Origin of the sequence: Streptomyces sp. NPDC047000 (assembly GCF_040644295.1) — a bacterium.
In the GTDB taxonomy this organism is placed as follows: domain Bacteria; phylum Actinomycetota; class Actinomycetes; order Streptomycetales; family Streptomycetaceae; genus Streptomyces.
The window spans coordinates 96,799-120,855 of sequence record NZ_JBEYWE010000003.1 but is presented as its reverse complement, the minus strand read 5'-3'; the positions used below and the strand labels follow the sequence as shown (position 1 = coordinate 120,855).

General features: G+C 73.0%; 22 protein-coding genes and 1 tRNA gene. 11 read left to right on the top strand and 12 right to left on the bottom strand.

Annotated elements, in window-relative coordinates; all coding sequences use genetic code 11:
- Positions 1 to 41: 41 nt before the first annotated feature.
- Genes ABZ862_RS06965 through pdhA form a run of 3 tightly spaced genes read right to left on the bottom strand, consistent with a single transcriptional unit; the run spans position 42 to position 3,888 of the window.
- Positions 42 to 1,691: a dihydrolipoamide acetyltransferase family protein gene (locus ABZ862_RS06965; RefSeq protein ID WP_360953526.1), complete on the bottom strand. Its 1,650-nt coding sequence runs from the start codon at positions 1,689 to 1,691 to the stop codon at positions 42 to 44.
- Positions 1,691 to 2,695, bottom strand: a complete 1,005-nt coding sequence (locus tag ABZ862_RS06960) for an alpha-ketoacid dehydrogenase subunit beta (protein WP_360953523.1) — start codon at positions 2,693 to 2,695, stop codon at positions 1,691 to 1,693. Before ABZ862_RS06960 ends, ABZ862_RS06965 begins: the two co-directional genes overlap by 1 nt.
- Complete coding sequence (pdhA, locus tag ABZ862_RS06955) at positions 2,692 to 3,888, bottom strand: pyruvate dehydrogenase (acetyl-transferring) E1 component subunit alpha (RefSeq protein WP_360953520.1); 1,197 nt, start codon at positions 3,886 to 3,888, stop codon at positions 2,692 to 2,694. Before pdhA ends, ABZ862_RS06960 begins: the two co-directional genes overlap by 4 nt.
- A 174-nt stretch (positions 3,889 to 4,062) precedes the next feature.
- Here pdhA and ABZ862_RS06950 point away from each other — a divergent pair, with 174 nt between their 5' ends.
- Positions 4,063 to 4,563 (top strand): Lrp/AsnC family transcriptional regulator, encoded by a 501-nt coding sequence (locus ABZ862_RS06950; protein ID WP_360953517.1) that lies wholly within the window; start codon positions 4,063 to 4,065, stop codon positions 4,561 to 4,563.
- Positions 4,564 to 4,643: 80 nt separating this feature from the next.
- Here ABZ862_RS06950 and ABZ862_RS06945 read toward each other — a convergent pair whose 3' ends face one another.
- On the bottom strand, positions 4,644 to 5,234 hold the full coding sequence (locus tag ABZ862_RS06945; protein WP_360953514.1) for a TetR/AcrR family transcriptional regulator: 591 nt from the start codon (positions 5,232 to 5,234) through the stop codon (positions 4,644 to 4,646).
- Entirely contained in the window at positions 5,231 to 6,745 is a 1,515-nt protein-coding gene (locus ABZ862_RS06940) for a 3-hydroxyacyl-CoA dehydrogenase (protein WP_360953511.1), read from the bottom strand. Before ABZ862_RS06940 ends, ABZ862_RS06945 begins: the two co-directional genes overlap by 4 nt.
- Before the next feature lie 273 nt (positions 6,746 to 7,018).
- Here ABZ862_RS06940 and paaN point away from each other — a divergent pair, with 273 nt between their 5' ends.
- The gene (paaN, locus tag ABZ862_RS06935; RefSeq protein WP_360953508.1) at positions 7,019 to 8,707 is read left to right on the top strand and encodes a phenylacetic acid degradation protein PaaN; all 1,689 of its coding nucleotides are present in this window, start codon (positions 7,019 to 7,021) and stop codon (positions 8,705 to 8,707) included.
- Between the two features lie 71 nt (positions 8,708 to 8,778).
- Here the strand turns inward: paaN and ABZ862_RS06930 are convergent, their stop codons facing one another.
- From ABZ862_RS06930 to ABZ862_RS06920, 3 genes are read right to left on the bottom strand one after another with little or no spacing between them, the layout of a single operon-like run.
- On the bottom strand, positions 8,779 to 9,540 hold the full coding sequence (locus tag ABZ862_RS06930; RefSeq protein WP_360953505.1) for a TrmH family RNA methyltransferase: 762 nt from the start codon (positions 9,538 to 9,540) through the stop codon (positions 8,779 to 8,781).
- Entirely contained in the window at positions 9,537 to 10,766 is a 1,230-nt protein-coding gene (locus ABZ862_RS06925; protein WP_360953502.1) for an HTTM domain-containing protein, read from the bottom strand. Before ABZ862_RS06925 ends, ABZ862_RS06930 begins: the two co-directional genes overlap by 4 nt.
- The gene (locus ABZ862_RS06920) at positions 10,763 to 11,599 is read right to left on the bottom strand and encodes a DUF5819 family protein (RefSeq protein ID WP_360953499.1); all 837 of its coding nucleotides are present in this window, start codon (positions 11,597 to 11,599) and stop codon (positions 10,763 to 10,765) included. Before ABZ862_RS06920 ends, ABZ862_RS06925 begins: the two co-directional genes overlap by 4 nt.
- Positions 11,600 to 12,032: 433 nt before the next feature.
- On the opposite strand from ABZ862_RS06920, the gene paaA reads away from it, so the two are divergent.
- The 6 genes from paaA to ABZ862_RS06890 all read left to right on the top strand — a co-directional run bounded on the left by paaA (position 12,033) and on the right by ABZ862_RS06890 (position 17,108).
- The gene (gene paaA / locus ABZ862_RS06915) at positions 12,033 to 13,067 is read left to right on the top strand and encodes a 1,2-phenylacetyl-CoA epoxidase subunit PaaA (RefSeq protein ID WP_360953496.1); all 1,035 of its coding nucleotides are present in this window, start codon (positions 12,033 to 12,035) and stop codon (positions 13,065 to 13,067) included.
- On the top strand, positions 13,064 to 13,351 hold the full coding sequence (gene paaB / locus ABZ862_RS06910) for a 1,2-phenylacetyl-CoA epoxidase subunit PaaB (protein ID WP_360953493.1): 288 nt from the start codon (positions 13,064 to 13,066) through the stop codon (positions 13,349 to 13,351). The genes paaA and paaB overlap by 4 nt, the downstream gene beginning before the upstream one ends.
- A gap of 122 nt (positions 13,352 to 13,473) precedes the next feature.
- Positions 13,474 to 14,136, top strand: coding sequence for a 1,2-phenylacetyl-CoA epoxidase subunit PaaC (paaC, locus tag ABZ862_RS06905; protein ID WP_360954485.1), 663 nt, complete (start codon positions 13,474 to 13,476; stop codon positions 14,134 to 14,136).
- Positions 14,133 to 14,708: a 1,2-phenylacetyl-CoA epoxidase subunit PaaD gene (paaD, locus tag ABZ862_RS06900; protein ID WP_360954482.1), complete on the top strand. Its 576-nt coding sequence runs from the start codon at positions 14,133 to 14,135 to the stop codon at positions 14,706 to 14,708. The genes paaC and paaD overlap by 4 nt, the downstream gene beginning before the upstream one ends.
- Positions 14,708 to 15,772, top strand: coding sequence for a 2Fe-2S iron-sulfur cluster-binding protein (locus ABZ862_RS06895; protein ID WP_360953490.1), 1,065 nt, complete (start codon positions 14,708 to 14,710; stop codon positions 15,770 to 15,772). Before paaD ends, ABZ862_RS06895 begins: the two co-directional genes overlap by 1 nt.
- 151 nt (positions 15,773 to 15,923) lie before the next feature.
- Positions 15,924 to 17,108 (top strand): acyl-CoA dehydrogenase family protein, encoded by a 1,185-nt coding sequence (locus ABZ862_RS06890; RefSeq protein ID WP_360953487.1) that lies wholly within the window; start codon positions 15,924 to 15,926, stop codon positions 17,106 to 17,108.
- Positions 17,109 to 17,257: 149 nt separating this feature from the next.
- Here ABZ862_RS06890 and ABZ862_RS06885 read toward each other — a convergent pair whose 3' ends face one another.
- From ABZ862_RS06885 to ABZ862_RS06870, 4 genes are all read right to left on the bottom strand, one after another.
- Positions 17,258 to 17,605: a rhodanese-like domain-containing protein gene (locus ABZ862_RS06885; RefSeq protein ID WP_360953484.1), complete on the bottom strand. Its 348-nt coding sequence runs from the start codon at positions 17,603 to 17,605 to the stop codon at positions 17,258 to 17,260.
- A gap of 101 nt (positions 17,606 to 17,706) precedes the next feature.
- Positions 17,707 to 18,525, bottom strand: a complete 819-nt coding sequence (locus ABZ862_RS06880; protein ID WP_360953481.1) for a J domain-containing protein — start codon at positions 18,523 to 18,525, stop codon at positions 17,707 to 17,709.
- 120 nt (positions 18,526 to 18,645) lie between these two features.
- Entirely contained in the window at positions 18,646 to 20,100 is a 1,455-nt protein-coding gene (locus ABZ862_RS06875; RefSeq protein ID WP_360953478.1) for a DUF2252 domain-containing protein, read from the bottom strand.
- A gap of 294 nt (positions 20,101 to 20,394) precedes the next feature.
- Positions 20,395 to 20,481: transfer RNA gene (locus ABZ862_RS06870), tRNA-Leu, on the bottom strand.
- Between the two features lie 480 nt (positions 20,482 to 20,961).
- On the opposite strand from ABZ862_RS06870, the gene ABZ862_RS06865 reads away from it, so the two are divergent.
- The 3 genes from ABZ862_RS06865 (at position 20,962) to ABZ862_RS06855 (ending at position 24,042) form a co-directional block, all read left to right on the top strand.
- Positions 20,962 to 21,831: a DUF3662 and FHA domain-containing protein gene (locus tag ABZ862_RS06865; protein WP_360953475.1), complete on the top strand. Its 870-nt coding sequence runs from the start codon at positions 20,962 to 20,964 to the stop codon at positions 21,829 to 21,831.
- Between the two features lie 10 nt (positions 21,832 to 21,841).
- Positions 21,842 to 22,363, top strand: a complete 522-nt coding sequence (locus ABZ862_RS06860; protein WP_360953472.1) for an FHA domain-containing protein — start codon at positions 21,842 to 21,844, stop codon at positions 22,361 to 22,363.
- Positions 22,364 to 22,494: 131 nt separating this feature from the next.
- Entirely contained in the window at positions 22,495 to 24,042 is a 1,548-nt protein-coding gene (locus ABZ862_RS06855) for a Stp1/IreP family PP2C-type Ser/Thr phosphatase (RefSeq protein ID WP_360953469.1), read from the top strand.
- Positions 24,043 to 24,057 lie beyond the last annotated feature (15 nt).

Here is a 24,057-nt window from a genome sequence, read left to right as displayed (position 1 = left end):
CGCGGTCACGCGGACAGTCGCGCGGGCGGTCACCCGGACGGCTACAGCGTGCGCAGCAGGACCGCGGGCTGTTCCACGCAGTCCGCCACGTGGCGCAGGAAGCCGCCCGCTGTGCCGCCGTCGCAGACACGGTGGTCGAAGGTGAGGGAGAGCTGCACGACCTGGCGCACCGCCAGTTCGCCCTCGTGGACCCACGGCTTGGGGGCGATCCGGCCGACGCCGAGCATGGCGGCCTCGGGGTGGTTGATGATCGGGGTGGAGCCGTCGACGCCGAACACGCCGTAGTTGTTCAACGTGAAGGTGCCGCCGGTGAGTTCCCGGGGCGTCAGGGTTCCGGCGCGGGCCGCCTCGGTCAGCCGGGCCAGTTCGGCCGTCAGCCCCTCCGCGTTCCGCGCGTGCGCGTCCCGTACGACCGGTACGACGAGGCCCCTCTCCGTCTGGGCGGCGAATCCGAGGTGGACGTGGTCGAGGCGGACGATCTCCCCGGCCGCCGTGTCGACCGTGGAGTTGAGCTCGGGGAACCGGGTCAGGGCGGCGGTGCAGACCCGGGCGAGGAGCGCCAGCAGGGAGATCCCGGGTGCGGCTCCCGGGACCGCGTTCATGGCCGTGCGCGCGCGCAGCAGTTCGGTCGCGTCGGCGTCCACCCAGCAGGTCGCGTCGGGGATCTCGGTGCGGCTGCGGGCGAGCTTGGCGGCCACGGCACCGCGGACGCCCTTGAGGGGGACCCGGGTGCCCTCCGGGGAGGCCGGGGCGGGGAGCGGCGGCCGGGGTGCGCGGGCGGCGCGGGCCGCGTTCGCGCGCAGGACGTCCTCGACGTCGGCCCGCAGGATCAGCCCGTCCGGGCCGGATCCCGACAGCTGCCGCAGGTCGACGCCGTTGTCGCGCGCCAGCCTGCGCACCAGCGGCGACACCACGCGCACGGGCCCGTCGGGGCCCGTGGACGGTGACACGGCGGGCGGCACCGCCTGGTGCACCAGGGCCCACGCCGGGGCACGCACCCCGCCGGACACGCCCGCGGCGCCTCCCGCCACGCCGTCACCACCCGAAGCGCCGACGCCGGCGCCGGTCCGGCTCACGCCGTTGCCGCCTGCGGCACCTGCCCCGGCGCGGGCCGCACCGTTGCCGAGCGCGACCTCCGCACCGGGGCCGGCCGCACCGGCCGCACCGGCGGCACTCATGGCGGCCGCGGCTCCGGCTCCGTCGGCGCCCGCAGCCGCCACGCCGGTTCCGCCCACACCGGTTCCGGTCACGCCGGTTCCGGCCACTTCATCGAAACCCGCAGCCTGCGCGCCGGTCGCGGATTCCGCGTCCGTGCCGGTGCCGGGCGCGCCGTGTGCGGGAGCCGTCGGCGGCCGTACCCTTCTGCGGCGGGCCGGGGCCTGGGTGGTGCCGTAGCCGACCAGGACGTTGCCGGAGCCCGGGTCCTGCCCGGCGGGAGACGCCGCGGGGCCCACGGCGACCGTGAGCAGCGGCGCCCCGACGGGCAGTTCCGCGCCCTCCTCGCCGAACCGGGCGGTGACGACACCGCCGTAGGGGCACGGCACCTCGACCAGGGCCTTCGCCGTCTCGACCTCGACGACGGGCTGGTCGACGGCCACCACCTCACCGACCGCCACCAGCCAGCGGACGATCGACGCCTCCGTCAGCCCCTCCCCGAGGTCGGGGAGCCTGAACTCCAGCACCTGTGCCATCAGCCCTCCGCCTCCCACTGCAGACGCGCCACGGCGTCCAGGATCCGGTCGACGCCGGGCAGGTGGTGGCGCTCCAGCATCGGCGGCGGGTAGGGGATGTCGAAGCCCGCGACGCGGAGCACCGGTGCCTCCAGATGGTGGAAGCAGCGCTCCGTGACACGGGCCGCGATCTCCCCGCCCGGGCCGCCGAACCCGCCCGACTCGTGCACGACGACCGCGCGCCCGGTGCGCCGTACGGACGCACCGACCGTCTCGTCGTCGAACGGCACCAGGGAGCGCAGGTCCACGACCTCCAGGTCCCAGCCCTCGGCCCGGCCCGCCTCGGCGGCTTCGAGGCAGACGGGCAGAGAGGGCCCGTAGGTGAGCAGTGTGGCGCTGTGTCCCCGGCGCCGCACCACGGCGCGGCCTATCGACTCAACGGCCGGCGGGTCCTCGGGGTTCCAGGTGTCCTTCGACCAGTACAGCCGCTTGGGTTCGAGGAAGACGACCGGGTCGTCGGAGGCGATGGCCGCGCGCAGCAGCCCGTAGGCGTCGGCGACGGTCGCCGGGGTGACAACGTGGAGCCCCGGAGTCGCCATGTAGTACGCCTCGGAGGAGTCGCTGTGGTGTTCGACGCCGCCGATGCCGCCGCCGTAGGGGACGCGGACGGTGAGGGGCAGGGGCAGCCGCCCGCGCGTACGGTTGCGCATCCGGGCGACATGGCTGACGAGCTGCTCGAACGCCGGGTAGGCGAACGCGTCGAACTGCATCTCCACGACCGGGCGCAGGCCGTACATCGCCATGCCGACGGCGGTGCCGAGGATGCCGGCCTCGGCGAGCGGCGTGTCGGTGCAGCGGTCCTCGCCGAACTCCTTCGCGAGCCCGTCGGTGACGCGGAAGACGCCGCCCAGGGTGCCGACGTCCTCGCCCATGACGTGGACGGCCGGGTCGGCGGCCAGCGCGTCGCGCAACGCGCGCGTGAGGGCCTGCGCCATGGTGGCGGGCCTGACGGCGACGGTGGTCATCGCGGCCCGCCCTCCCCCGTGCCGCCCGTCCCCGCCGCGTGTCCCGCCTGTCCCTCGTGTCCGGCGTGCCCCTCGTGCTCGGCCTCCAGTTCGGCCAGCAGCAGGGCGCGCTGTTCCCTCAGCTGCGGGGTGGGCTCGGCGTAGACGTGGTCGAAGAGGTCCGTCGGGTCGAGCCGCGGGTCACGGTTCATACGGTCGCGCAGATCGGCGGCCATCGCCTCGGCGTCGTCGCGGGCGGCGCGCATCCCGTCGTCGTCGAGGAGGCCGCGACCGGTCAGCTCGTGCTCCAGCAGCAGGACGGGATCGTGCTCGCGCCACGTCCGGACCTCCGCGTCGTCGCGGTAGCGGCTCGCGTCGTCGGCGTTGGTGTGGGCGTCCACGCGGTACGTCACCGCCTCGACGAGCGTCGGACCGCCGCCCGCGCGCGCGTGCGCCACGGCGGCGCTGAGCACCTCGTACACCGCCGGCGCGTCGTTGCCGTCGACGAGGCGGCCCGGCATCCCGTACCCGACGGCCTTGTGGGCCAGGGAGGGGGCGGCGGTCTGCTTGGCCAGCGGGACGGAGATGGCGAAGCCGTTGTTCTGGACCAGGAAGACGACCGGCGCCTGCCAGACGGCCGCGAAGTTGAGCGCCTCGTGGAAATCGCCCTCGCTGGAACCGCCGTCGCCGACCAGGGCGAGCGCGACCACGTCGTCGCCCTTGAGGCGGGCGGCACGGGCCAGGCCGACGGCGTGCGGAAGCTGGGTGGCGAGCGGTGTCGACAGCGGGGCGACACGGTGCTCGCGGGGGTCGTAGCCGGTGTGCCAGTCGCCGCGCAGCAGGGTGAGCGCCTCGACGGGGTCGACTCCGCGGGCGATGACGGCGAGGGTGTCGCGGTAGCTGGGGAAGAGCCAGTCGCGGTCCTGGAGGGCGAGCGCGGCGGCGATCTCGCACGCCTCCTGGCCGGTGCTGGACGGGTAGACGGCCAGGCGGCCCTGCTTGGTGAGGGCGGTGGCCTGCGTGTTGTAGCGGCGGCCTCGCACCAGCTGGGCGTACAGCAGGCGCAGCAGGCCGGGGTCGGTCCCGGCGGCGGCGGGGGTGCCGAGGACCCGGTAGGGCTCGGTGTCGGGCAGCAGGGGCGCGGGGTCGGTGCGGGGCTGCCAGGCGGGCGGCGGCGATGGCCGGTAGGCCCCCCGCTGCTCCATGACCGTCATGACGGCACCTCCTCGTGGGAGCGGCTACGGCAGGCGGTCGGGTGTGACGCGCCTCACCTACCGATTGTTCGGTCGTCGGCGCATTTTGGCTACAGGCACCCGGAGGCTGTGGACAAACGGTTCTCCACAGCCTGGAATGAACGCATTGCGTCCATGTCAAGAAGGCGGGGGGACATGACACCTGAACAAATGGCCGAGGGTGCGGAGGGGAACGCGGGTCAGCTGCCGGCGCGGCCGCTCGACGCCGTTGATCAGGACATCCTGCAGATCCTCCAGGCGGACGGCCGGGCATCGGTGCGGTCGGTGGCGGAGCGGGTCCATGTCTCCCGGGCGAACGCCTACGCGCGGATCAACCGGCTCGTCGAGGACGGTGTCATCCGCGGTTTCGGCGCCCGCGTCGACCATGAACGCGCGGGCCAGGGGACGTCGGCGTACATCACCCTCAAGATCGTGCAGAACACCTGGCGCACGGTGCGCGAGCAGCTCAGACAGCTGCCGGGCGCCTCCCACATCGCCCTGGTGGGCGGGGACTTCGACGTGCTGCTGCTGGTGCACACCTCGGACAACAAGGCGCTGCGCGAGCTGGTGCTCACCCGGCTCCAGGCGATCCCGGAGGTGCTGAGCACCCGCACCCTGCTGGTGTTCGAGGAGGAGGACCTGGAGCCGGAGGGCTGAGCCGCCCCCGGACAGCGACCGGAGGCCGTCGGCCGTCGCCACGCCCCGGGGCCGTCGGCAGCCGTCCCGCTCCGGACGCGTCAGCCGTCGCCGCGCAGTCCGGTGAACGCCAGCCGTACGACCGCGTCGGCCACCTCGCGCTCGGCCGTCCCGCGGCCGTCCGGCCGGTACCACTCCACCAGCGAGTTGATCATCCCGAACACCAGCCGGGTCGCCAGCCGCACCTCCACGTCGCCGCGTATGTCGCCGTCCGCGGCGGCCGCCGTCAGCAGTTCGGCCACCCGGTGGTCGAACTCGCGGCGCCGCTCCAGCGCCCAGCGCTCGGTGCCGGTGTTGCCGCGCACCCGCAGCAGCAGCGTCACGTAGGGCAGTTCGGCGATGAGGACCTCGACCATGCGCCGTACGACGTACTCCAGGCGGGCGGAGGCGCGCCCCACGCGCGCGTGCTCCTCGTCGAGGATCGCGAAGAGCCTGTCCAGAGCCCGGCTGACGGCGCGTCGCAGCAGCTCCTCCTTGCCGGTGACATGGTGGTAGATCGACGACTTGGAGATGCCCGCCGCCCGCGAGAGGTGCTCCATCGAGGTGCCGTCGTAGCCGCGTTCGTTGAACACCTGGACGGCGACCGAGAGCAGCGAATCGGGGGTGTACGTGTCGCGCTTGGCGGTGGTCATGAGGAGCCCTCCCGCTTCTCCGTGGCGTAGGCATGACGGTAGAGCGCGAGGGACGGCGCGTACCGTCCGGACGGGTCGCGCACATGCAGGTCGTCCAGGAGGTCGTAGGCCCAGCCGCGCCCCAGTCTGCGGCTCCACTCGAACGGGCCGAGCGGATAGTTCACGCCCAGGCGCATCGCGGTGTCGATGTCCTCCTCGGTGGCCACGCCCTTGGACACCGCGTCGTGCGCCAGGTCGACGATCCGGGCCACCGTACGCGCGACGATCATGCCGGGCGCGTCGCCGATGACGCTGACGTTCTTGCCGAGCGCCTGGAAGAGGCCGGTGGCCTCCGCGAGGGTCTGCGGCGCGGTGTCCTGGGAGGCGGACAGGGCGACCCGGGTGGCCCTGCGGTAGTCGAGGGCGAGGTCGAAGTAGACGACGTCGCGGAACTCCACGGAGGTCTGCCCGTCGGCGAGCACCAGCTGACCGCCGCCGGGCAGCACCAGGCGGGTGCCGTGGTCCTCGTCCTCCTCGCGCACGGGGATGCCCGCCTCGCGGATCAGCCCGAGCAGCTCCGAGGCGGGGCCCAGGTCGCCCTCGGCGACGACATGGGCGGGCGCGCGGGCCGGTTCCGCGGTGTGCGGCTCGGGACGCTCGGCGCCGTCGGCGTAGTCGAACCAGCCGTGGCCGCTCTTGCGGCCCAGCCGGCCGGACTCGACCAGGCGCCGCTGGGCCAGCGACGGGGTGAAGCGCACGTCCTGGAAGAAGGACCGCCACACCGAATGCGTCACGGACTCGTTGACGTCCTGGCCGATGAGATCGGTCAGTTCGAAGGCACCCATCCGGAAGCCGCCGCATTCGCGCAGCACGGCGTCGATAGTGGCCGGGTCGGCGGCCTGTGCCTCGTGCACGGCGAACGCCTCGGCGTAGAACGGCCGGGCGATGCGGTTGACGATGAAGCCGGGCGTGTCGGCACAGGCGACCGGGGTCTTGCCCCAGGCGCGGGCGGTCTCGTACGCGCGCGTGGCCGACGTGACGTCGGTGGCGGACCCGGAGACCACCTCGACGAGCGGCAGCAGCGGCGCCGGGTTGAAGAAGTGCAGGCCCACCAGGCGGCCGGGGTTGCGCAGGGCCCCGCCGACGGCCGTCACCGACAGGGACGACGTGTTGGTGGCCAGCAGGCAGTCGCCGGCGACGACGTCCTCCAGCCGCCGGAACAGCTCCTGCTTGACCTCGAGCCGCTCCAGGACGGCCTCGACGACCAGCGCGCAGTCCGCGAGACCCGCGAGGCCGTCCACGGGCGTGAGCCGGGCCCGCGCGGCGTCGCGTTCGGCGCCGGTGAGCCGGTCCTTCTCGACGAGCCGGTCCAGCCGGGCACCGATCGCCGCGGCCGCTTCCCCGGCCCGCCCGGGCACGGCGTCGTACAGCCGCACGGGATGGCCCGCGACCAGCGCCACCTGGGCGATGCCCTGGCCCATGGTGCCGGTGCCGGCCACGGCCACGGGGCTGCTGAGGTCGAGTGCTGTCATGTGCGCGATCCTCCCGCACCACGTTTTCCACAGATGCGGCAGGCCCCCTTGAGCCGACCGATCGTTCGGTTAATCTAAATCCTGACCGGCTGTTCCTGCCCCCGCACCCGTCCGTGTATCCGCCCCGGCCACCGCACCGTTCCCGCCGGGGCACCCGTACCGGTCCTGACCGGCCGGGCCCCGTCCCGGTCGGCCGGTCGGCCCGTCCTGCCCCTGTTCCCGCCCAGGTCCTGAACTCGACGGCGAGTTCGAGAGACGAGGAGTTGGTCCCGCATGGCCGCACTCACCGCGCACGAACTGATCGCCCGGCACCGGCCCACACTCGACCAGGCGCTGGAGACCGTCCGCACGCGCGCGTACTGGTCCCCGCATCCCGAGCACCCCAAGGCCTACGGCGAGCACGGCAGCCTGGACGCCGCGGCGGGCCGGGCCGCCTTCGACGCCCTCCTGGGCACCCGCCTCGACCTCGGCCAGCCCGGCACCGACGACTGGGTGGGCGGCGAGATCTCCCCGTACGGCATCGACCTCGGCGTGACGTACCCGCACGCGGACCCCGACGTCCTGCTGCCCGCCATGCGGGCCGGACAGCGGGAGTGGCGGGAGGCCGGGGCGGAGGTGCGCGCCGTGGTCTGCCTGGAGATCCTCAAACGGATCAGCGACCGCACCCACGAGTTCGCCCACGCGGTCATGCACACCAGCGGCCAGGCCTTCATGATGGCGTTCCAGGCGGGCGGCCCGCACGCGCAGGACCGCGGCCTGGAAGCGGTGGCGTACGCGTACGCGGAACAGGCGCGCACCCCGGACACCGCCGGGTGGACCAAACCGCAGGGCAGGCGCGACCCGCTCGCGCTCACCAAGACGTTCACCCCGGTCCCGCGCGGCATCGGCCTGGTGATCGGCTGCAACACCTTCCCGACCTGGAACGGCTACCCGGGCCTGTTCGCCTCCCTGGCCACCGGCAACGCCGTCCTGGTGAAGCCGCACCCGCGCGCGGTGCTGCCGCTCGCGCTCACCGTGCGGACCGCCCGTCAGGTCCTCACGGAGACCGGCTTCGACCCGAACCTCGTCGCACTGACCGCCGAGCGCCCCGGCGAGGGCGTCGCGAAGACACTGGCCGTCCGTCCCGAGATCCGGATCATCGACTACACCGGCTCCACGGCGTTCGGCGACTGGCTGGAGGCCAACGCACGCCAGGCGCAGGTCTTCACGGAGAAGGCCGGCGTCAACACGGTCGTCGTCGAGTCCACCGGCGATTACCAGGGCATGCTCGCCAACCTGGCCTTCTCCCTCTCCCTCTACAGCGGCCAGATGTGCACCACCCCGCAGAACCTCCTGATCCCCCGCGACGGCATCCGCACCGACGAGGGCCCCAAGACCTACGACGAGGTGGTCAGCGGCCTCGCCCGCGCCGTCGACGGCCTCCTCGGCGACGACACGCGGGCGAACGGCCTGCTGGGCGCGATCGTCAACCCGGACGTCACAGCACGTCTGGAGGCCGCCGCCGGCCTCGGCGAGGTCGCCCTCGCCTCCCGCGAGGTGGTCAACCCGGACTTCCCCGGCGCCGTGGTGCGCACCCCGGTGATCGTGAAACTGGACGGCACCAAGCCGGACACCGAGGCCGTCTGCCTGAACGAGTGCTTCGGCCCGGTGTCCTTCGCCGTCGCCGTCGACTCCCCGGCCGACGCGGTGGAACTGCTGCGCCGCACGGTCCGCGAGAAGGGCGCGATGACCGTCGGCGCGTACAGCACCGACGAGGAGGTCGAACGGGCCGTGGAGGAGGTCTGCCTGGAGGAGGCCGCCCAGCTGTCCCTGAACCTCACCGGCGGGGTCTACGTCAACCAGACGGCCGCGTTCTCCGACTTCCACGGCTCCGGCGGCAACCCGGCGGCCAACGCGGCCCTCACGGACGGCGCGTTCGTCGCGAACCGCTTCCGGGTGGTGGAGGTGCGGCGGGAGTCCTGACCGCGGGGTGCCGGAGCCGCCGTCCGTCGCGGCCGGACCCGACCGGCGGCGACGGGGCGGGTCCGCCCGGCTCAGCAGGGCAGGGCGGTCTTCGCGCCCCCGGTGAGACTCCAGTGGTACAGCGTCATGGCCACGCTGGTCGCGAGGTTGTAACTGGAGACCTGGGGGCGCATCGGCAGGGCGACCAGCCGGCCGGCACGCGCGCGCAGGTCACCGGACAGTCCGCTGCGCTCGGAGCCGAAGGCGAGCACCGCGTCGTCGGGCAGCTTCAGGCCCCGGATGTCCTCGCCTTCCGGATCGAGCGCGAACAGCGGGCCCGCGGGCAGCTCCGCCGTCTCCAGCCGCTCCACCACGGTCGCGAAGTGCAGCCCCGCCCCGCCGCGCACCACCGTGGGGTGCCAGGGATCCAGCGTCCCCGTGGTGACCACACCGGTCACCCCGAAACCGGCGGCCAGCCGGATCACCGCACCCGCGTTGCCGAGGTTGCGCGGATTGTCGAGGACCACGACGGGCGCGGTGCGCGGTGCACGGGCCAGCGCCGCGAGACCGGCCGCGCGTGAGGGCCGTACGGCCAGGGCGGCCACCCGGGTCGGATGAGGGCGCGGCACGAGAGCGCGGTACGTCGCCTCGGGGACCTCGGTCAGGAGGGCGGCCAGCCCGTCCCGTACGTCCGGGGCCAGTTCGGCGGCCAGGTCCAGCGCCGCCCGCCGGTCGGCCGTGACCGCCACCGGCACCTCGGCACCGAACCGCAGGGCGTGCTTGAGGGCGTGGAAGCCGTCGAGCAGGACGGCGGCCCCGGCGAGCCGGTGCCAGCGGGTCACGGGGTCGGTCATACCGTGAAGCCTACGTGCGCGGGCTCGGCGTCCTCGGCCGCGTCCGCCGCCCGCTGCCCCGGCAGCACCGGCCGCAACCGCCGCAGCAGCCGCTCACGCACGCGTACGGCCCCCGAGCCGAGCCGACGCAGGAACGGCGTCGGCAGGAACACCGAGTCCGCCGCGATCATCGCCAGCGAGAAGAACGGCAGCCCCAGGACCACCGCGATCGCCGCGTGCTCGGTGATCATCACGGCCAGCAGCACGTTCTTGACGCGCCGGTTGAACACCGTGAACGGGAAGGCGACCTGAGCGATCACGGTCCCGTACGTCACCAGCATCACCATCGTGCCGCTCGCCGACAGCAGACCCGCCAGGCCGGGCCACGGCGAGAAGGACTCCAGGTGCAGCGGGTAGTAGACGGCGGTGCCGTCCTGCCAGCGCGGGCCCTGGACCTTGTACCAGCCCGCCGTGGCGTAGATCAGACACGCCTCGGCCATGATCACGAACAGGGCGCCGTTGTGGACGGCGTCGGTGACGATGTCGAGCAGCAGGCGCGGCTGCGCGCCGGGCACCCCGTCCGCCCGGCGCCCGGTGATCCACCACAGGGCCTGCGCCAGCCACGCCGCCCACAGCAGCACCGGCACCAGCGGGTCGCCGCCGAGCCTGCCCGCCAGGGTCGCCGCGACCAGCGCCACGCCGAGCACACCCCACAGCAGCGGACCCGTCCGGTCGCGGACCTGCTCGCCCCGCGCGCGTGCCGCCCCGGCACGCCGCTGTCTGCGCGCGTCGAGGGACCACACACGGCCGCAGCGCGTGAACACCAGGTAGACCGACATCAGATGCAGGACGTTGTCACCGCCGTCCCCCATGAAGACACTGCGGTTCTGCAGGGAGAGCAGGCCGGCCATGAACAGCACGGACGTCGTACGGGTCCGCCAGCCGAGCAGCAGCAGGGCGGCCGACAGCACCGTGAGCCCGTAGACCGACTCGAACCAGGCCTCCCCCCGGAACCACAGAAGCGCCGTGAAGGCACCGTTGTCGGTGGTCAGCTGCCGGGCGGCGTCCCAGCTCCACGGGGCGTGGGGGCCGTACATCTCCTGGCGGTGGGGGAACTCGCGCAGCAGGAACAGCAGGGTCGTCGCGGCGAAGCCGATACGGATCACGGCGCTCTGGTACGGCCCGAGGGGGGACCCGGTGACGCGGGCCAGGCCGCGGGAGACCGGCAGGGCGAGGCCGTTCCTCACTTCACGCCTCCCTCGGCCTCGTCCGCCGGGACCGTCCACCAGGGCAGCTCGTGGTAGGCGGGCATCGTGGACACCTGTTCGCCGCTCCAGCGGGGCGGCGGCACGTTCGTGGTGACCGAGCGGACCTGGACACGGTCGATGCCGCCGCCCCGCCCCACCGCGCCGTCCCGGTCCAGGCGCAGCACGGCGATACGGCGCAGATACTGCTCCGAGAGCGCGCCGCGCAGACCCACCGGACGGCCTTCGCCGTCGTGCGAGGCGAGGAAGAAGTCCCAGGCGCGGCGCAGCTCGTTCTGCCGGGTGTGGCTCGGCAGCAGGCTGCCGTCGACGGCCCGGCCGTCCTCGGCGGACAGGTCGTACCAGCCGGTGGTCCGGACGGTGCCGTCGGCGCCGCGGGTATCGGCGCGGACCTGCACCGCGATGTCCTGTTGCAGCGGGTTGGGCGCGAACAGCTTCCAGTTCTGCTCGAACTCCGGGTAGATCCAGTCGTCGATCGCCCGGCTGTGCTGCCGGGACACCGTGTTCGACGGCGCGACGTGCAGGAACACCATGCCGAGATGGACGACCGCGACGACCCCGACGAGCGCGACGGCCACGGCGGCGGCCGCCCGGTACGGGGCGGACAGACCGGCGAGGGCGGCGTACCCGGTCGGCGGATCCGGGGGCGGGACGGCGTGGCCGGTCGTCGGATCAGCCGGCGGGACGACAGGACCGGTCGGTGGCTCGACGGGCGAGGCCGCGGGGCCGGTCCGGGCGGCGGCGGGGCCGTCCGCGGACACGCGGGGCGCACTCGGATCCGAGCCGTACGCGCCCGTCGCGTCCGTCGATTCCATTCCGCCCCGCTCCCGATCCCGTTCCGGTGGTCCCGATCCCGCTCCGTTCCGCGGCCCCCTCCTGCGCGGCGCCCCCACCGCCGGTCACACCGTGCCACAGCGGTCGCACGGGAACGGTACTCAGCCCACCCCTCCGGCACACCCCATTCGGAGGACCTGGTCCGCGGAACACGACGACGGACGGACGGCGACCGCGTTGCCGCAGGTGAGGCGGGTTTCCGGAGCCGTCCGTGAGTTGTCCACAGGCCGTCGGTCATGTTTTCCACAACGGTTGACACCTTGCGAGGGCCCGCTTCACCATGGAATGACGCCGGACCGAACGATCGGTCGGCCGCGTTCCCGGGCAGACCCGGCCGGACCCGGAGGGGACGCCCTGCCCGCATCACGGACCACGACATCCAGCACGTCAGACACCGAGGTCGAGGGGGACCGCATGGCGACAGCAGCCGCCCACCGGACGGCCCGCGAACGGGCACGCGGCACACCGGACGCCACGGACGCCACGGGCACGGAGGAGCTCGAGCGCCTCTTCGACGCCACCGTGGCCGCCGACGAGCGCATCGAGCCGCGCGACTGGATGCCCGACGCCTACCGCGCGACGCTGATCCGCCAGATCGCGCAGCACGCCCACTCCGAGATCATCGGCATGCAGCCGGAAGCCAACTGGATCACCCGCGCGCCCTCGCTGCGCCGCAAGGCGATCCTCATGGCCAAGGTCCAGGACGAGGCCGGACACGGGCTGTACCTCTACAGCGCGGCCGAGACCCTGGGCGTCAGCCGCGACGAACTGCTCGACAAGCTCCACAGCGGGCAGCAGAAGTACTCCTCGATCTTCAACTACCCGACCCTGACCTGGGCGGACGTCGGCGCGATCGGCTGGCTGGTGGACGGTGCGGCGATCACCAACCAGGTCCCGCTGTGCCGCTGCTCCTACGGCCCCTACGCACGCGCGATGGTCCGCGTCTGCAAGGAGGAGTCCTTCCACCAGCGCCAGGGCTACGAACTGCTGCTGGCCCTCAGCCGCGGCACCCCGGAGCAGCATGCGATGGCGCAGGACGCGGTGAACCGGTGGTGGTGGCCGTCGCTGATGATGTTCGGCCCGCCCGACGACGAGTCACCGCACTCGGCCCGGTCGACGGCGTGGAAGATCAAACGCCACTCCAACGACGAGCTGCGCCGGCGTTTCGTCGACATCTGTGTCCCCCAGGCCGGGTTCCTCGGCCTCACCCTCCCGGACCCCGACCTGCGGTGGGACGAGGAGAGCGGGCACCACACCTTCGGCGCGATCGACTGGACGGAGTTCCGGGAGGTGCTGAAGGGCAACGGACCCTGCAACGAGCAGCGGATCGGCCGGCGCAGAAAAGCGCACGACGAAGGCGCATGGGTGCGGGAGGCGGCCGCGGCCCACGCGGCGAAACACGCCGGGGCGGCAGCCACACCGGACGGGACGGGAGCGACACGGGCATGAGCACCACCGAATGGCCCCTGTGGGAGGTCTTCGTGCGCTCACGCCGCGGCCTCTCCCACACCCACGCCGGCAGCCTGCACGCCCCGGACGCGGAGCTGGCCCTGCGCAACGCGCGCGACCTCTACACCCGGCGCGGCGAGGGCGTCTCCCTCTGGGTCGTCCCGTCGTCCGCGATCACCGCCTCCTCACCGGACGAGAAGGACCCGTTCTTCGAACCGTCCGCCGACAAGCCGTACCGGCACCCGACGTTCTACGAGATCCCCGAGGAGGTGAAGCACCTGTGACCCCGGCATCCGAAACCCACGGAACCACAGCCCGCAGGACCACCGCCCTCGGCCCGGAGCTCCTCGGACCCGGGGCACAGGCCACGCCCAGGACGGCCGCCCTCAGCCTCGGTGACGACGCGCTGGTGCTGTCGCACCGTCTGGGGGAGTGGGCCGGCCACGCCCCTGTCCTGGAGGAAGAGGTCGCCCTCGCCAACATCGCCCTGGATCTGCTGGGCCAGGCCAGGATCCTGCTGTCGACGGTCGGCGACGAGGACGAACTGGCCTATCTGCGCGAGGAGCGGGCCTTCCTGAACCTCCAGCTGGTGGAACAGCCCAACGGCGACTTCGCCCACACCATCGCCCGCCAGCTGTACTTCTCCACCTACCAGCAGCTGCTCCACGACCGTCTGGCCACCGGGAACGGCCCGTTCGCCCCGCTGGCGGCGAAGGCCGTGAAGGAGACCGCCTACCACCGCGACCACGCCGAGCAGTGGACCCTGCGGCTCGGCGACGGCACCGACGTCAGCCATGCGCGCATGCAGCGGGCCTGCACGGCGCTGTGGCGGTTCACCGGCGAGCCGTTCCAGCCGGTGGAGGGCCTGGAGACGGAGCTTCTGGACGCCGCCTGGCTGGAGTCCGTGGCCGATGTACTGGGCCGGGCCGGACTCACCGTCCCCGACGGCCCCCGCACCGGGGCGTGGACGGCGGGCGCCGGACGTCAGGGTCTGCACACCGAGCCGTTCGGGCGGATGCTCGCCGAGATGCAGCATCTGCACCGCAGTCACCCGGGGGCGTCGTGGTGACCGCCGCGGCCACCCCGCTCGAGGCGGAACTGCTCGCGGTCGCCGGTTCCGTGCCCGATCCCGAACTGCCCGTGCTGACCCTGCTGGAGCTCGGCGTCGTGCGCGCGGTGCACGCCCGTGGCCCGGACACGGCGGAGGTCGAGATGACCCCGACCTACACCGGCTGCCCGGCCGTCGAGGCGATGGCCCTGGACATCGAGCGGGCACTGCACGCCCACGGGGTGCGTGAGGTGACGGTGCGGACCGTCCTCGCACCCGCCTGGTCGACGGACGACATCACGGACGAAGGACGCCGCAAACTCAGGGAGTTCGGGATAGCACCGCCACGCGAGCGGGCACACGCGGCCGCAGACACCGCCACCACCGGTGCCGGTGCGACCGCCGCGGGCCCGGTCTCCGTGGCCCTCGGCCCGACCCGGACGGCAGCCGCCCCGCCGCCGGAGCCGGTGCGCTGCCCGCACTGCGGATCGGCCGACACCGAGCTGCTCAGCCGGTTCTCCTCCACCGCCTGCAAGGCCCTGCGGCGCTGCCTGACCTGCCGTGAACCGTTCGACCACTTCAAGGAGTTGTGATGGCCCGCTTCCACCCGCTCCCGGTGGCCGCGGTCGACCGGATCACCGACGACGCCGTCGCCCTCACCCTCACCGTGCCGCCCGCGCTGCGCGAGGAGTACCGGCACGCCCCCGGCCAGCACCTCGCGCTGCGCCGCAGGGCCGGCGACGGGACGGAGACACGGCGCACCTACTCGATCTGCTCCCCCGCACCCGATCCCGGCGGCGAGGGCCCGCGCACGCTGCGGGTGGGGGTGCGGCTGGTGGAGGGCGGCGTCTTCTCGACGTACGCGCTGAAGGAGATCGCCGTCGGGGACGAACTGGAGGTCATGACTCCGGCAGGCCGCTTCACCCTCGACCCCGCGCCCGGCCTCTATGCCGCGGTCGTCGGCGGCAGCGGCATCACCCCGGTGCTGTCGATCGCCGCGACGCTGCTGGCACGGGAGCCCGAGGCCCGGTTCTGCCTGGTCCGCAGCGACCGTACGACCGCCTCGACGATGTTCCTGGAGGAGGTCGCCGACCTGAAGGACCGCCACCCGCAGCGCCTTCAGGTGGTCACGGCGCTGTCCCGGGAGGAGCAGCAGGCGGGGCTGCCCACCGGACGCCTCGACAGAGAACGGCTGACCGCACTGCTTCCGGCACTGCTGCCGGTGGAGCGGGTGGCGGGCTGGTTCCTGTGCGGACCGTACGGGCTGGTGCAGGGCGCCGAGCGGGCGCTGCGCGGGCTGGGAGTGCCCCGCACCCGGATCCACGAGGAGATCTTCCACGTGGACACCGCCCCGCCGGCCGCGCCCGCCCCGGCCCCCGCGCACAGCACGGTCACCGCCCGGCTGGACGGCCGCGGCGGCACCTGGCCGGTTCTGGACGGCGAGTCCCTCCTGGAGACGGTGCTGCGCAACCGCCCTGACGCCCCCTACGCCTGCAGGGGCGGCGTCTGCGGCACCTGCCGGGCGTACCTGGTCGCCGGCGAGGTGCGGATGGACCGCAACTTCGCGCTGGAGCCGGAGGAGACGGAAGCCGGGTATGTGCTGGCCTGCCAGTCGCATCCGGTGACCGAGGGCGTGGAGCTGGACTTCGACCGCTGACCGGCGGAGCCGCCGCCCCCGTTCCCTTCTTCTAGAACCTGTTCTATCTTGACGCTCCGTCAGACCGGTCCGCCGGGCTGCCGGTCCTCCGGTCCGTCCCGGTCCGGTCGTCGGCCGGTGCGTGCGTCGGAGTACTGGAAGGACAGGGACCGTGGACTTCACCTTCACCGAGGAGCAGCAGGCGGCGGCCGAGGCGGCCGACGGGGTGTTCGCCGGGGTCGCTCCGGACGAGGTACCGAGCCCCGCGCTCACCAGGGGCCCGGTCGCCGACACCTTCGACCGCGACCTGTGGACGAAGCTGGCCGAGGCCGACCTGCTGAGCCTGCTGCTCGACGAGGAGTACGGCGGAGCGGGCCTGGACCCCATCGCCCTGTGCCTGGTCCTGCGCGCGTCGGCGAAGGTGCTGGCCCGGGTGCCGCTGCTGGAGCACAGCGCGGCCGCGGCCACCGTCCAGGCACACGGGAGCGCGGAGGCGAAGTCGGCCCTGCTGACCCGGGCGGGGCGCGGCGAGCTGGTCCTGACGGTGGCCTCGCAGGGCCGCACCGGCCACGACGGGGCCGAACTCGCGGTGACCGCACGCCGGGAGGGCGACCACTGGGTCCTGGACGGGATGCAGACGGCGGTGCCGTGGGCCTACGACGCCGATGTCATCGTCGTACCCGCCCGCACGGACGACCGGAACGGCCCGGACGGCTCCGTCGGTACGGGCGGCGGGGACACCGGCCGCACGGTCCTCGCGCTGGTCACCCGCGGCCACGAGGGCACCGTCCTCGCCGAGCAGGTCTCCACCACCGGTGAGCGGCTGGGCGAACTGCGCCTGGAGTCGGCCCGCGTCCCTGCCCGGGACGTCGTCGAGGCCGACGGCGCCTGGGAGCGGCTGCGGCTGCTGCTGGCCACCGGCACCTGCGCGCTCGCCCTCGGCGTGGGGGAGCGCGTGCTGCGGATGAGCAGTGAGTACACCGGCAAGCGCGAGCAGTTCGGGTATCCGGTGGCGACCTTCCAGGCCGTCGCCGTGCAGGCCGCCGACCGCTACATCGACCTGCGCGCGATGGAGGCCACGCTCTGGCAGGCCGCCTGGAGGATCGGCACCGGCTCGGGCACGCCCGGCGCGCTGCCGGCCGCCGCCGATGTCGCCGTGGCGAAGATCTGGGCCGCGGAGGGCGTCCGCCGAGTGGTGCAGACCGCGCAGCATCTGCACGGCGGCTTCGGCGCCGACACCGACTATCCGCTGCACCGCTATCACGCCTGGGCCAAGCACCTGGAACTGTCGCTCGGCCCGGCCGCGGCCCACGAGGAAGCCCTGGGCGACCTCCTGGCGGCCCACCCCCTGGGCTGACACCCGGGAGCCGCCCCCGACGTGACGCCCCGGAGCGACGGCCCCAACCGGACCACCGCACCGGCCGAACCGACCCGGCGTTCAGACCACCACACGAGCCGAGCCAACCCGCCGGTCGGACGACCGCACCGGCCGAACCGACCCGCCGGTCAGACGACGGCGCCGGGCTGCCCCTGCCCGTCGACGACGGGACGGCCGCCGGCCTCCCAGGCCGTCATGCCGCCGGCGACGTTCACCGCCTCGATGCCCTGCTGGGTGAGGTACATGGTGACCTGCGCGGAACGCGAGCCCGAACGGCAGATCACATGGACCCGCCCGTCCTGCGGCGCGGCCTCGGTCAGCTCGCCGTAGCGGGCGACGAACTCGCTCATCGGAATGTGCAGCGCGCCCGCGGCATGGCCCGCCTGCCACTCCTCGTCCTCCCGGACATCCAGCAGGAAGTCGCCGTCCTTGAGATCAGCGACCGCGACCGTGGGTACACCAGCTCCGAAAACCATGCCCCGACGCTACCCGACGCACCCGCCGGCCCACCGGGGGGCACGGTGGTGCCGCTCGGCACGGTCCGGCCGGCCGTCGCAGACACGCCGCCCCCGGCACCTCAGCCGAACAGCGCGGCCAGTTCCGCCTCCCGCTCGGCGAGCTGCTGGTGGAGCTGACCGGCGATCTCGTCGAGGAGGCCGTCGGGGTCGTCCGGGGCGAGCCGGAGCATCGCGGCGATCGGACCGTCCTCCAGCTCCCTGGCGACGAAGGTGAGCAGTTCCTTGCGCTGGGCGAGCCATTCGAGACGGACGTAGAGCTCCTCGCTGCGGCTCGGGCGCGGCTCGGCCGGCACCGGTCCGGCGGCCCACTCCTCGGCGAGCTCACGCAGCAGCTTCGCGTCACCCCGCGCATAGGCGGCGTTGACCCGCGTGAGGAACTCCTCACGCCGGTCCCGCTCGTTGTCGTCCTGTGCCAGATCGGGATGGGCCTTGCGGGCCAGCTCGCGGTACAGCTTGCGGGCCTCCTCGCTGGGACGCACCCGGGCCGGCGTCTGCACCGTCTGGTCGGTGAGCATGGACACGGCCTCGGGGAAGAGCCCGCCGCCGTCCATCCAGCCGTGCATCAGTTCCTCGACGCCGGGAATGGGCATGACCCGCGCCCGCGCCTCCTGCGCCAGCCGCAGATCCTCGGGATCTCCGGTACGGGCCGCCTTGGCCTCGGCGATCTGAGCGTCCAGCTCCTCCAGGCGGGCATACATCGGGCCGAGCTTCTGCTCGTGCAGCCGGGAGAAGTTCTCGACCTCCACACGGAAGGTCTCCACGGCGATCTCGAACTCGATCAACGCCTGCTCGGCGGCCCGAACGGCCCGCTCCAGCCGTTCCTCGGGCCGGGACTCCGCGCCGACGGACTGGGGCTGCTCAGCTTCCGGGGTCGTCACCCGACCAGCGTAGGCCACACCCGGGGGGAGACCGCCGCACGAAGACCCCCCACGCCTCCGGGCCGCCTCCGCGGGGGGGGCTCCCCCCTCCCCCGTCCCCCGCCTCCACCCGCCTTCCGCTCACACCCCCGTCTCCGCCGCGACCCTCCCCGCCCGCACCGCCGCGACCAGGTCGGCGTGGTCGGCCTCGGTGCGGTCGGCGTAGGCCATGGCGAACGCGCCGATCGCCTCGTCCAGCTCGCCGTTCTTGCCGCAGTACCCGGAGATCAGCCGGGGGTCCGCGCTGTGGGAGTGGGCGCGCGCCAGGAGGGCGCCGGTCATACGGGCGTAGTCGTCGACCTGGTCGGCGGCCAGCGCGGCGGGGTCGACGCTGCCCTTGCGGTTGCGGAACTGCCGTACCTGGAAAGGCCGTCCGGCGACCGTCGTCCAGCCGAGCAGGATGTCGCTGACGACCTGCATCCGCTTCTGCCCCAGGACCACCCGCCGCCCCTCGTGCTCCACCGCCGGTGTCTCGAAACCGGCCGTCAGCAGGTGCGGCAGCAGGGCCGAGGGCCGTGCCTCCTTGACCTGGAGCACCAGTGGCTCACCGCGGTGGTCCAGCAGAAGCACCACATAGGACCGCGTGCCGACGCTGCCCGTGCCGACCACCCGGAACGCCACGTCGTGCACGGCGTGACGGGCCAGCAGCGGAAGACGGTCCTCGGAGAGGGTCCCGGCGTAGTGCTCCAGAGCCGCGGCGACCTCGGCCGCCTCGGCGTCCGGTATGCCCCGCAGCACCGGCAGGGCCTCGACGAAGCGGAGCCCGCCGTCCTCCGTCCTCTCCGTGGACTTCGCCGCGAACCGCCCGCTGGTGTTGGCACGGGCCTTCTCGGAGACCCGCTCCAGCGTGCCGAGCAGATCATGGGCATCGGTGTGGGAGACGAGTTCCTCGTCGGCGATGGCGTTCCACGCGTCCAGCACGGGGAGCCTGGCCAGCAGCCGCATGGTGCGCCGGTAGGAACCGACCGCGTCACGTGCCGCGTCCCGGCAGCCCTCCTCGCTCGCCCCCGCCTCACGGCCGGCCAGCACCAGCGAGGCGGCGAGCCGCTTCAGATCCCACTCCCAGGGACCGTCGACGGTCTCGTCGAAGTCGTTCAGATCGATGACGAGGCCGCCGCGGGCGTCGCCGTAGAGACCGAAGTTGGCGGCGTGGGCGTCACCGCAGATCTGCGCCCGGACCCGGGTCATGGGGGTGCGCGCGAGGTCGTAGGCCATGAGCCCCGCCGATCCGCGCAGGAAGGCGAACGGCGTGGCCGCCATCCTGCCGACGCGTATGGGCGTCAGCCCGGCGATACGCCCCCGGTTCGACTCCTCCACGGCACGGACCGCGTCCGGCCGGGAACCGTCCAGGTCGAGAGTGGCGTGCGCGCTGCGCGGCACACCGCGCCGCAGCGCCTTCCCCTCCTCCTTCGGCGTGACACGACCGTCCGCCGCCCCGGAACCCGGACCGCCGCCCGGCCACGGCGCGAACCCCCGCACAGGGGGCAGCCTCCGCCCGTTCCCGGCATCCGCCGCCCCCGCACCGGCCTCGGTCATCACGACCGCCTCCCCCGCTTCACACGACCCGCACGAACATCAACTCGTGCAGACGGTACAGCCGCCCGCCGAACCGTGTCAGACCCTGTGGACAAGACCTGTGGACAACTCTCCGGCCGCCGAGAACCCCGGCTTCCCGCCGCACCGGACAGCCGTGCCGCGCCCCCGCCCGGGACGTGAGATGCCTCACGCGCCGCCGGCGCCCGGACCCCGCGGACCACCGCCGGGAACAACGAGAAACGGGCCCCTCCATGACTTCCGTCACTGTGAGGGACCCGTACCATCGGTACTTCGTGGTGCGCGAGGGGGGAGTTGAACCCCCACGCCCTTGCGGGCACTGGAACCTGAATCCAGCGCGTCTGCCTATTCCGCCACCCGCGCATTGGGTGTGTCTTCCGGTTCCGTTCCTTCGCGGTGCGGCGCCTTCCGACACGCAGAACATTAGCACGCCGGTGGGGGCGGGTTCACATCGCTTTCCGCGGGCCGCGGGACCGGCCCGCGGCACCCCTCACCCCGTCGAACGCACCGCCGCCGTATTCGACGGAGGCCGGTTCACGTATCAACCTCGTACCGGTAACCGCCATCTCCCCAGGAGGCGGACCGTCCGCACAGTCAGGTGCGGGACACTGGTCGGGGCCCACCTCTACGATCCAGGGCAGAAGGAGTTCGAAGGGGAACGGCTCAGGGCATCCGGGAGGGGAAACCGGTGCGGACGACGACAGCCGCCGGCACCCGCCGACGCTCACCGGCACCTCCCTCTGCGGCATGGTGCAGGGGGAACCGGCTGTTCGCCGGACGCGTGGATACGATCAACAAGCGGTACGAGAAGCTGCAGCACGTCAACGTCGGAGGAGGTGCCTCATGGGAGTCCTGAAGAAGTTCGAGCAGCGCCTCGAAGGTCTGGTCAACGGCACCTTCGCGAAGGTGTTCAAGTCCGAGGTCCAGCCCGTCGAGATCGCCGGTGCACTGCAGCGCGAGTGCGACAACAACGCGACCATCTGGAACCGCGAGCGGACCGTCGTACCCAACGACTTCATCGTCGAACTGAGCGCGCCCGACCACGAGCGCCTCAGCCCCTACTCCGGCCAGCTCGGCGACGAACTCGCCGGCATGGTGCGCGACTACGCCAAGCAGCAGCGCTACACCTTCATGGGCCCCATAAAAGTCCACCTGGAGAAGGCCGACGACCTCGACACCGGCCTCTACCGGGTCCGCAGCCGTACGCTCGCCTCCTCCAGCAACCAGCAGCAGGGCGGCGGCCCCGCACCCGCCGCGGGCCGCACCGCCGCGCCCGGCGGCTACGGCTACCCGCCGCAGCCCGCGGCCGCACCGCCCATGCCGGCCGCACCGCCGCCCGGCGGCCGCCCCGGCGCCCCGCCCTACGGCGGTCCCGGCGGCCAGGGCGGCCACCGCTCCGGCGGCCCCGTCGGTGTCCCGGCCGCCGGAGCCCGCACCCGCTACTGGATCGAGATCAACGGCGCCCGCCACCAGATCTCCCGCCCCACCCTCGTACTGGGCCGCAGCACCGAGGCCGACGTGCGGATCGACGACCCCGGCGTGTCCCGCCGGCACTGCGAGATCCGGACCGGAGCGCCCTCGACGATCCAGGATCTCGGCTCCACCAACGGCATCGTGGTGGACGGACAGCACACCACCCGCGCTACGCTCCGCGACGGCTCGCGGATCGTCGTGGGCAGCACCACCGTTATCTATAGGCAAGCCGAAGGGTGAAGCGGGGGCAATGTCAGAGCTGACCCTCACGGTCATGCGGCTGGGTTTCCTGGCCGTACTGTGGCTGTTCGTGATCGTGGCCGTGCAGGTCATCCGCAGCGACCTGTTCGGAACGCGCGTCACTCAGCGCGGGTCCCGCAGGGACACCGGCCGGCCTCAGCAGCAGGCCGCCGCCCGGCAGGCGGCACCCCCGCAGCAGCGCGGCCAGCAGCAGAGCGGCGGCCGCCAGCGCCGTAACGCGCCCAGCAAGCTGGTCGTCACCGAAGGCACCCTGACCGGCACCACCGTCGCGCTGCAGGGCCAGACGATCACCCTGGGCCGCGCGCACGACTCCACCATCGTGCTGGACGACGACTACGCCTCCAGCCGCCATGCCAGGATCTACCCGGACCGCGACGGCCAGTGGATCGTCGAGGACCTCGGATCCACCAACGGCACATACCTGGACCGGTCCCGGCTGACGACCCCCCTGCCGATCCCGCTGGGCGCCCCGATCCGCATCGGCAAGACCGTCATCGAACTGCGGAAGTAGTGCTACGTCATGGATAGGCGCGAGCGGAGCGAGCACGCGGAGAAGGCGGTCCGCATCCCGGACCCCTGCGCGCTCCCGACCGGAGGGTGGGCACCGTGCGGATGTATCCGGAGCCGACGGGCGAGGTGCGCATGAGTCTGTCACTGCGCTTCGCCGCCGGATCGCACAAAGGCATGATCCGGGAGGGCAACGAGGACTCCGGCTACGCCGGACCACGCCTGCTCGCCATCGCCGACGGCATGGGCGGCCAGGCCGCCGGAGAGGTCGCCTCCTCCGAGGTGATCTCCACACTCGTCACCCTCGACGACGACGTGCCCGGCTCCGACATCCTCACCTCCCTCGGCGCCGCCGTGCAGCGGGCCAACGACCAGCTGCGCGCCATGGTCGAGGAGGACCCCCAGCTCGAAGGCATGGGCACCACCCTCACCGCCCTGCTGTGGACCGGACAGCGGCTCGGCCTCGTCCACGTCGGCGACTCACGCGCCTATCTGCTGCGCGACGGCGTCCTCACCCAGATCACCCAGGACCACACCTGGGTGCAGCGGCTCGTCGACGAGGGCCGCATCACCGAGGAAGAGGCCAGCACCCACCCGCAGCGCGCCCTGCTGATGCGCGCCCTCGGCAGCGGCGAACGGGTCGAGCCCGACCTGTCGATCCGTGAGGTGCGCGCCGGGGACCGCTATCTGATCTGCTCCGACGGACTGTCGGGCGTCGTCTCCCACCAGACGATGGAAGACACCCTCGCCAGCTACCAGGGCCCCCAGGAGACCGTGCAGGAGCTGATCCAGCTCGCGCTGCGCGGCGGCGGCCCCGACAACATCACCGTGATCATCGCCGACGTCCTCGACCTCGACACCGGCGACACCCTCGCCGGGCAGCTGTCGGACACCCCGGTCGTGGTCGGCGCGGTCGCCGAGAACCAGGCCCACCTGAGCGACAACGGCATCATGCAGACCCCGGCCGGACGCGCCTCCGGACTCGGCCGCCCGCGGCACGGACAGGGCGGCGGAGGCGGCGAGTTCGGCCCGCCCGGCTCCGGCGACACCACCGGATACGTGCCCGCGGGCAGTTTCGGGAACTACTCGGACGACGACTTCGTCAAACCGGGCAAGGGCCGCCGATGGCTGAAGCGGTCGTTCTACAGCGTGCTCACGCTCGCCGTGATCGGCGGCGGCCTCTACGGCGGCTACCGCTGGACGCAGACGCAGTACTACGTCGGCGTCAACGACGCGCACATCGCGCTGTACCGCGGGATCAGCCAGGACCTGGCCTGGCTGAAGCTGTCGAAGGTGGAGAAGGACCACCCCGAGATCGAACTCAAGTACCTGCCGCCGTACCAGCAGAAGCAGGTGAAGGCGACCATCGCCGCGGGCGGACTCGCCTCCGCCCAGAACAAGGTGCAGGCCCTCGGGGTACAGGCGTCCGCGTGCAAGAAGCAGCAGCAGCGCGAGGACGCCGAGGCGAACAACAACGCCAAACCCCAGTCGGGCCAGGCGAAGGGCATCACGGGAACCACCCGGGCGGCCCTCACGTCCAAGGCATCGCCGACGCCCGGCGCGTCGGCATCGACGGGGACCCCGTCGACGTCCCCGTCCACGACCCCGTCCGCGACCCCCAGCCCCGGCCCCAGCCTCTCGGAGGATGAGCAGAAGGTCGTCTCGCTGTGCGGTAAGCAGTAGGCAAGCCGTGAGAGG

What these genes read in the sequence shown, in the direction of transcription:
- paaA (WP_360953496.1), top strand. Translation starts at nt 12,033, where the DNA reads ATGGCGACAGCAGCCGCCCACCGGACGGCCCGCGAACGGGCACGCGGC.
- ABZ862_RS06965 (WP_360953526.1), bottom strand. Translation starts at nt 1,691, where the DNA reads ATGGCACAGGTGCTGGAGTTCAGGCTCCCCGACCTCGGGGAGGGGCTG.
- ABZ862_RS06860 (WP_360953472.1), top strand. Translation starts at nt 21,842, where the DNA reads ATGTCAGAGCTGACCCTCACGGTCATGCGGCTGGGTTTCCTGGCCGTA.
- ABZ862_RS06950 (WP_360953517.1), top strand. Translation starts at nt 4,063, where the DNA reads ATGACACCTGAACAAATGGCCGAGGGTGCGGAGGGGAACGCGGGTCAG.
- ABZ862_RS06960 (WP_360953523.1), bottom strand. Translation starts at nt 2,695, where the DNA reads ATGACCACCGTCGCCGTCAGGCCCGCCACCATGGCGCAGGCCCTCACG.
- paaN (WP_360953508.1), top strand. Translation starts at nt 7,019, where the DNA reads ATGGCCGCACTCACCGCGCACGAACTGATCGCCCGGCACCGGCCCACA.
- paaB (WP_360953493.1), top strand. Translation starts at nt 13,064, where the DNA reads ATGAGCACCACCGAATGGCCCCTGTGGGAGGTCTTCGTGCGCTCACGC.
- ABZ862_RS06875 (WP_360953478.1), bottom strand. Translation starts at nt 20,100, where the DNA reads ATGACCGAGGCCGGTGCGGGGGCGGCGGATGCCGGGAACGGGCGGAGG.
- ABZ862_RS06940 (WP_360953511.1), bottom strand. Translation starts at nt 6,745, where the DNA reads ATGACAGCACTCGACCTCAGCAGCCCCGTGGCCGTGGCCGGCACCGGC.
- ABZ862_RS06865 (WP_360953475.1), top strand. Translation starts at nt 20,962, where the DNA reads ATGGGAGTCCTGAAGAAGTTCGAGCAGCGCCTCGAAGGTCTGGTCAAC.
- ABZ862_RS06895 (WP_360953490.1), top strand. Translation starts at nt 14,708, where the DNA reads ATGGCCCGCTTCCACCCGCTCCCGGTGGCCGCGGTCGACCGGATCACC.
- ABZ862_RS06930 (WP_360953505.1), bottom strand. Translation starts at nt 9,540, where the DNA reads ATGACCGACCCCGTGACCCGCTGGCACCGGCTCGCCGGGGCCGCCGTC.
- ABZ862_RS06945 (WP_360953514.1), bottom strand. Translation starts at nt 5,234, where the DNA reads ATGACCACCGCCAAGCGCGACACGTACACCCCCGATTCGCTGCTCTCG.
- ABZ862_RS06920 (WP_360953499.1), bottom strand. Translation starts at nt 11,599, where the DNA reads ATGGAATCGACGGACGCGACGGGCGCGTACGGCTCGGATCCGAGTGCG.
- pdhA (WP_360953520.1), bottom strand. Translation starts at nt 3,888, where the DNA reads ATGACGGTCATGGAGCAGCGGGGGGCCTACCGGCCATCGCCGCCGCCC.
- ABZ862_RS06885 (WP_360953484.1), bottom strand. Translation starts at nt 17,605, where the DNA reads ATGGTTTTCGGAGCTGGTGTACCCACGGTCGCGGTCGCTGATCTCAAG.
- ABZ862_RS06855 (WP_360953469.1), top strand. Translation starts at nt 22,495, where the DNA reads ATGAGTCTGTCACTGCGCTTCGCCGCCGGATCGCACAAAGGCATGATC.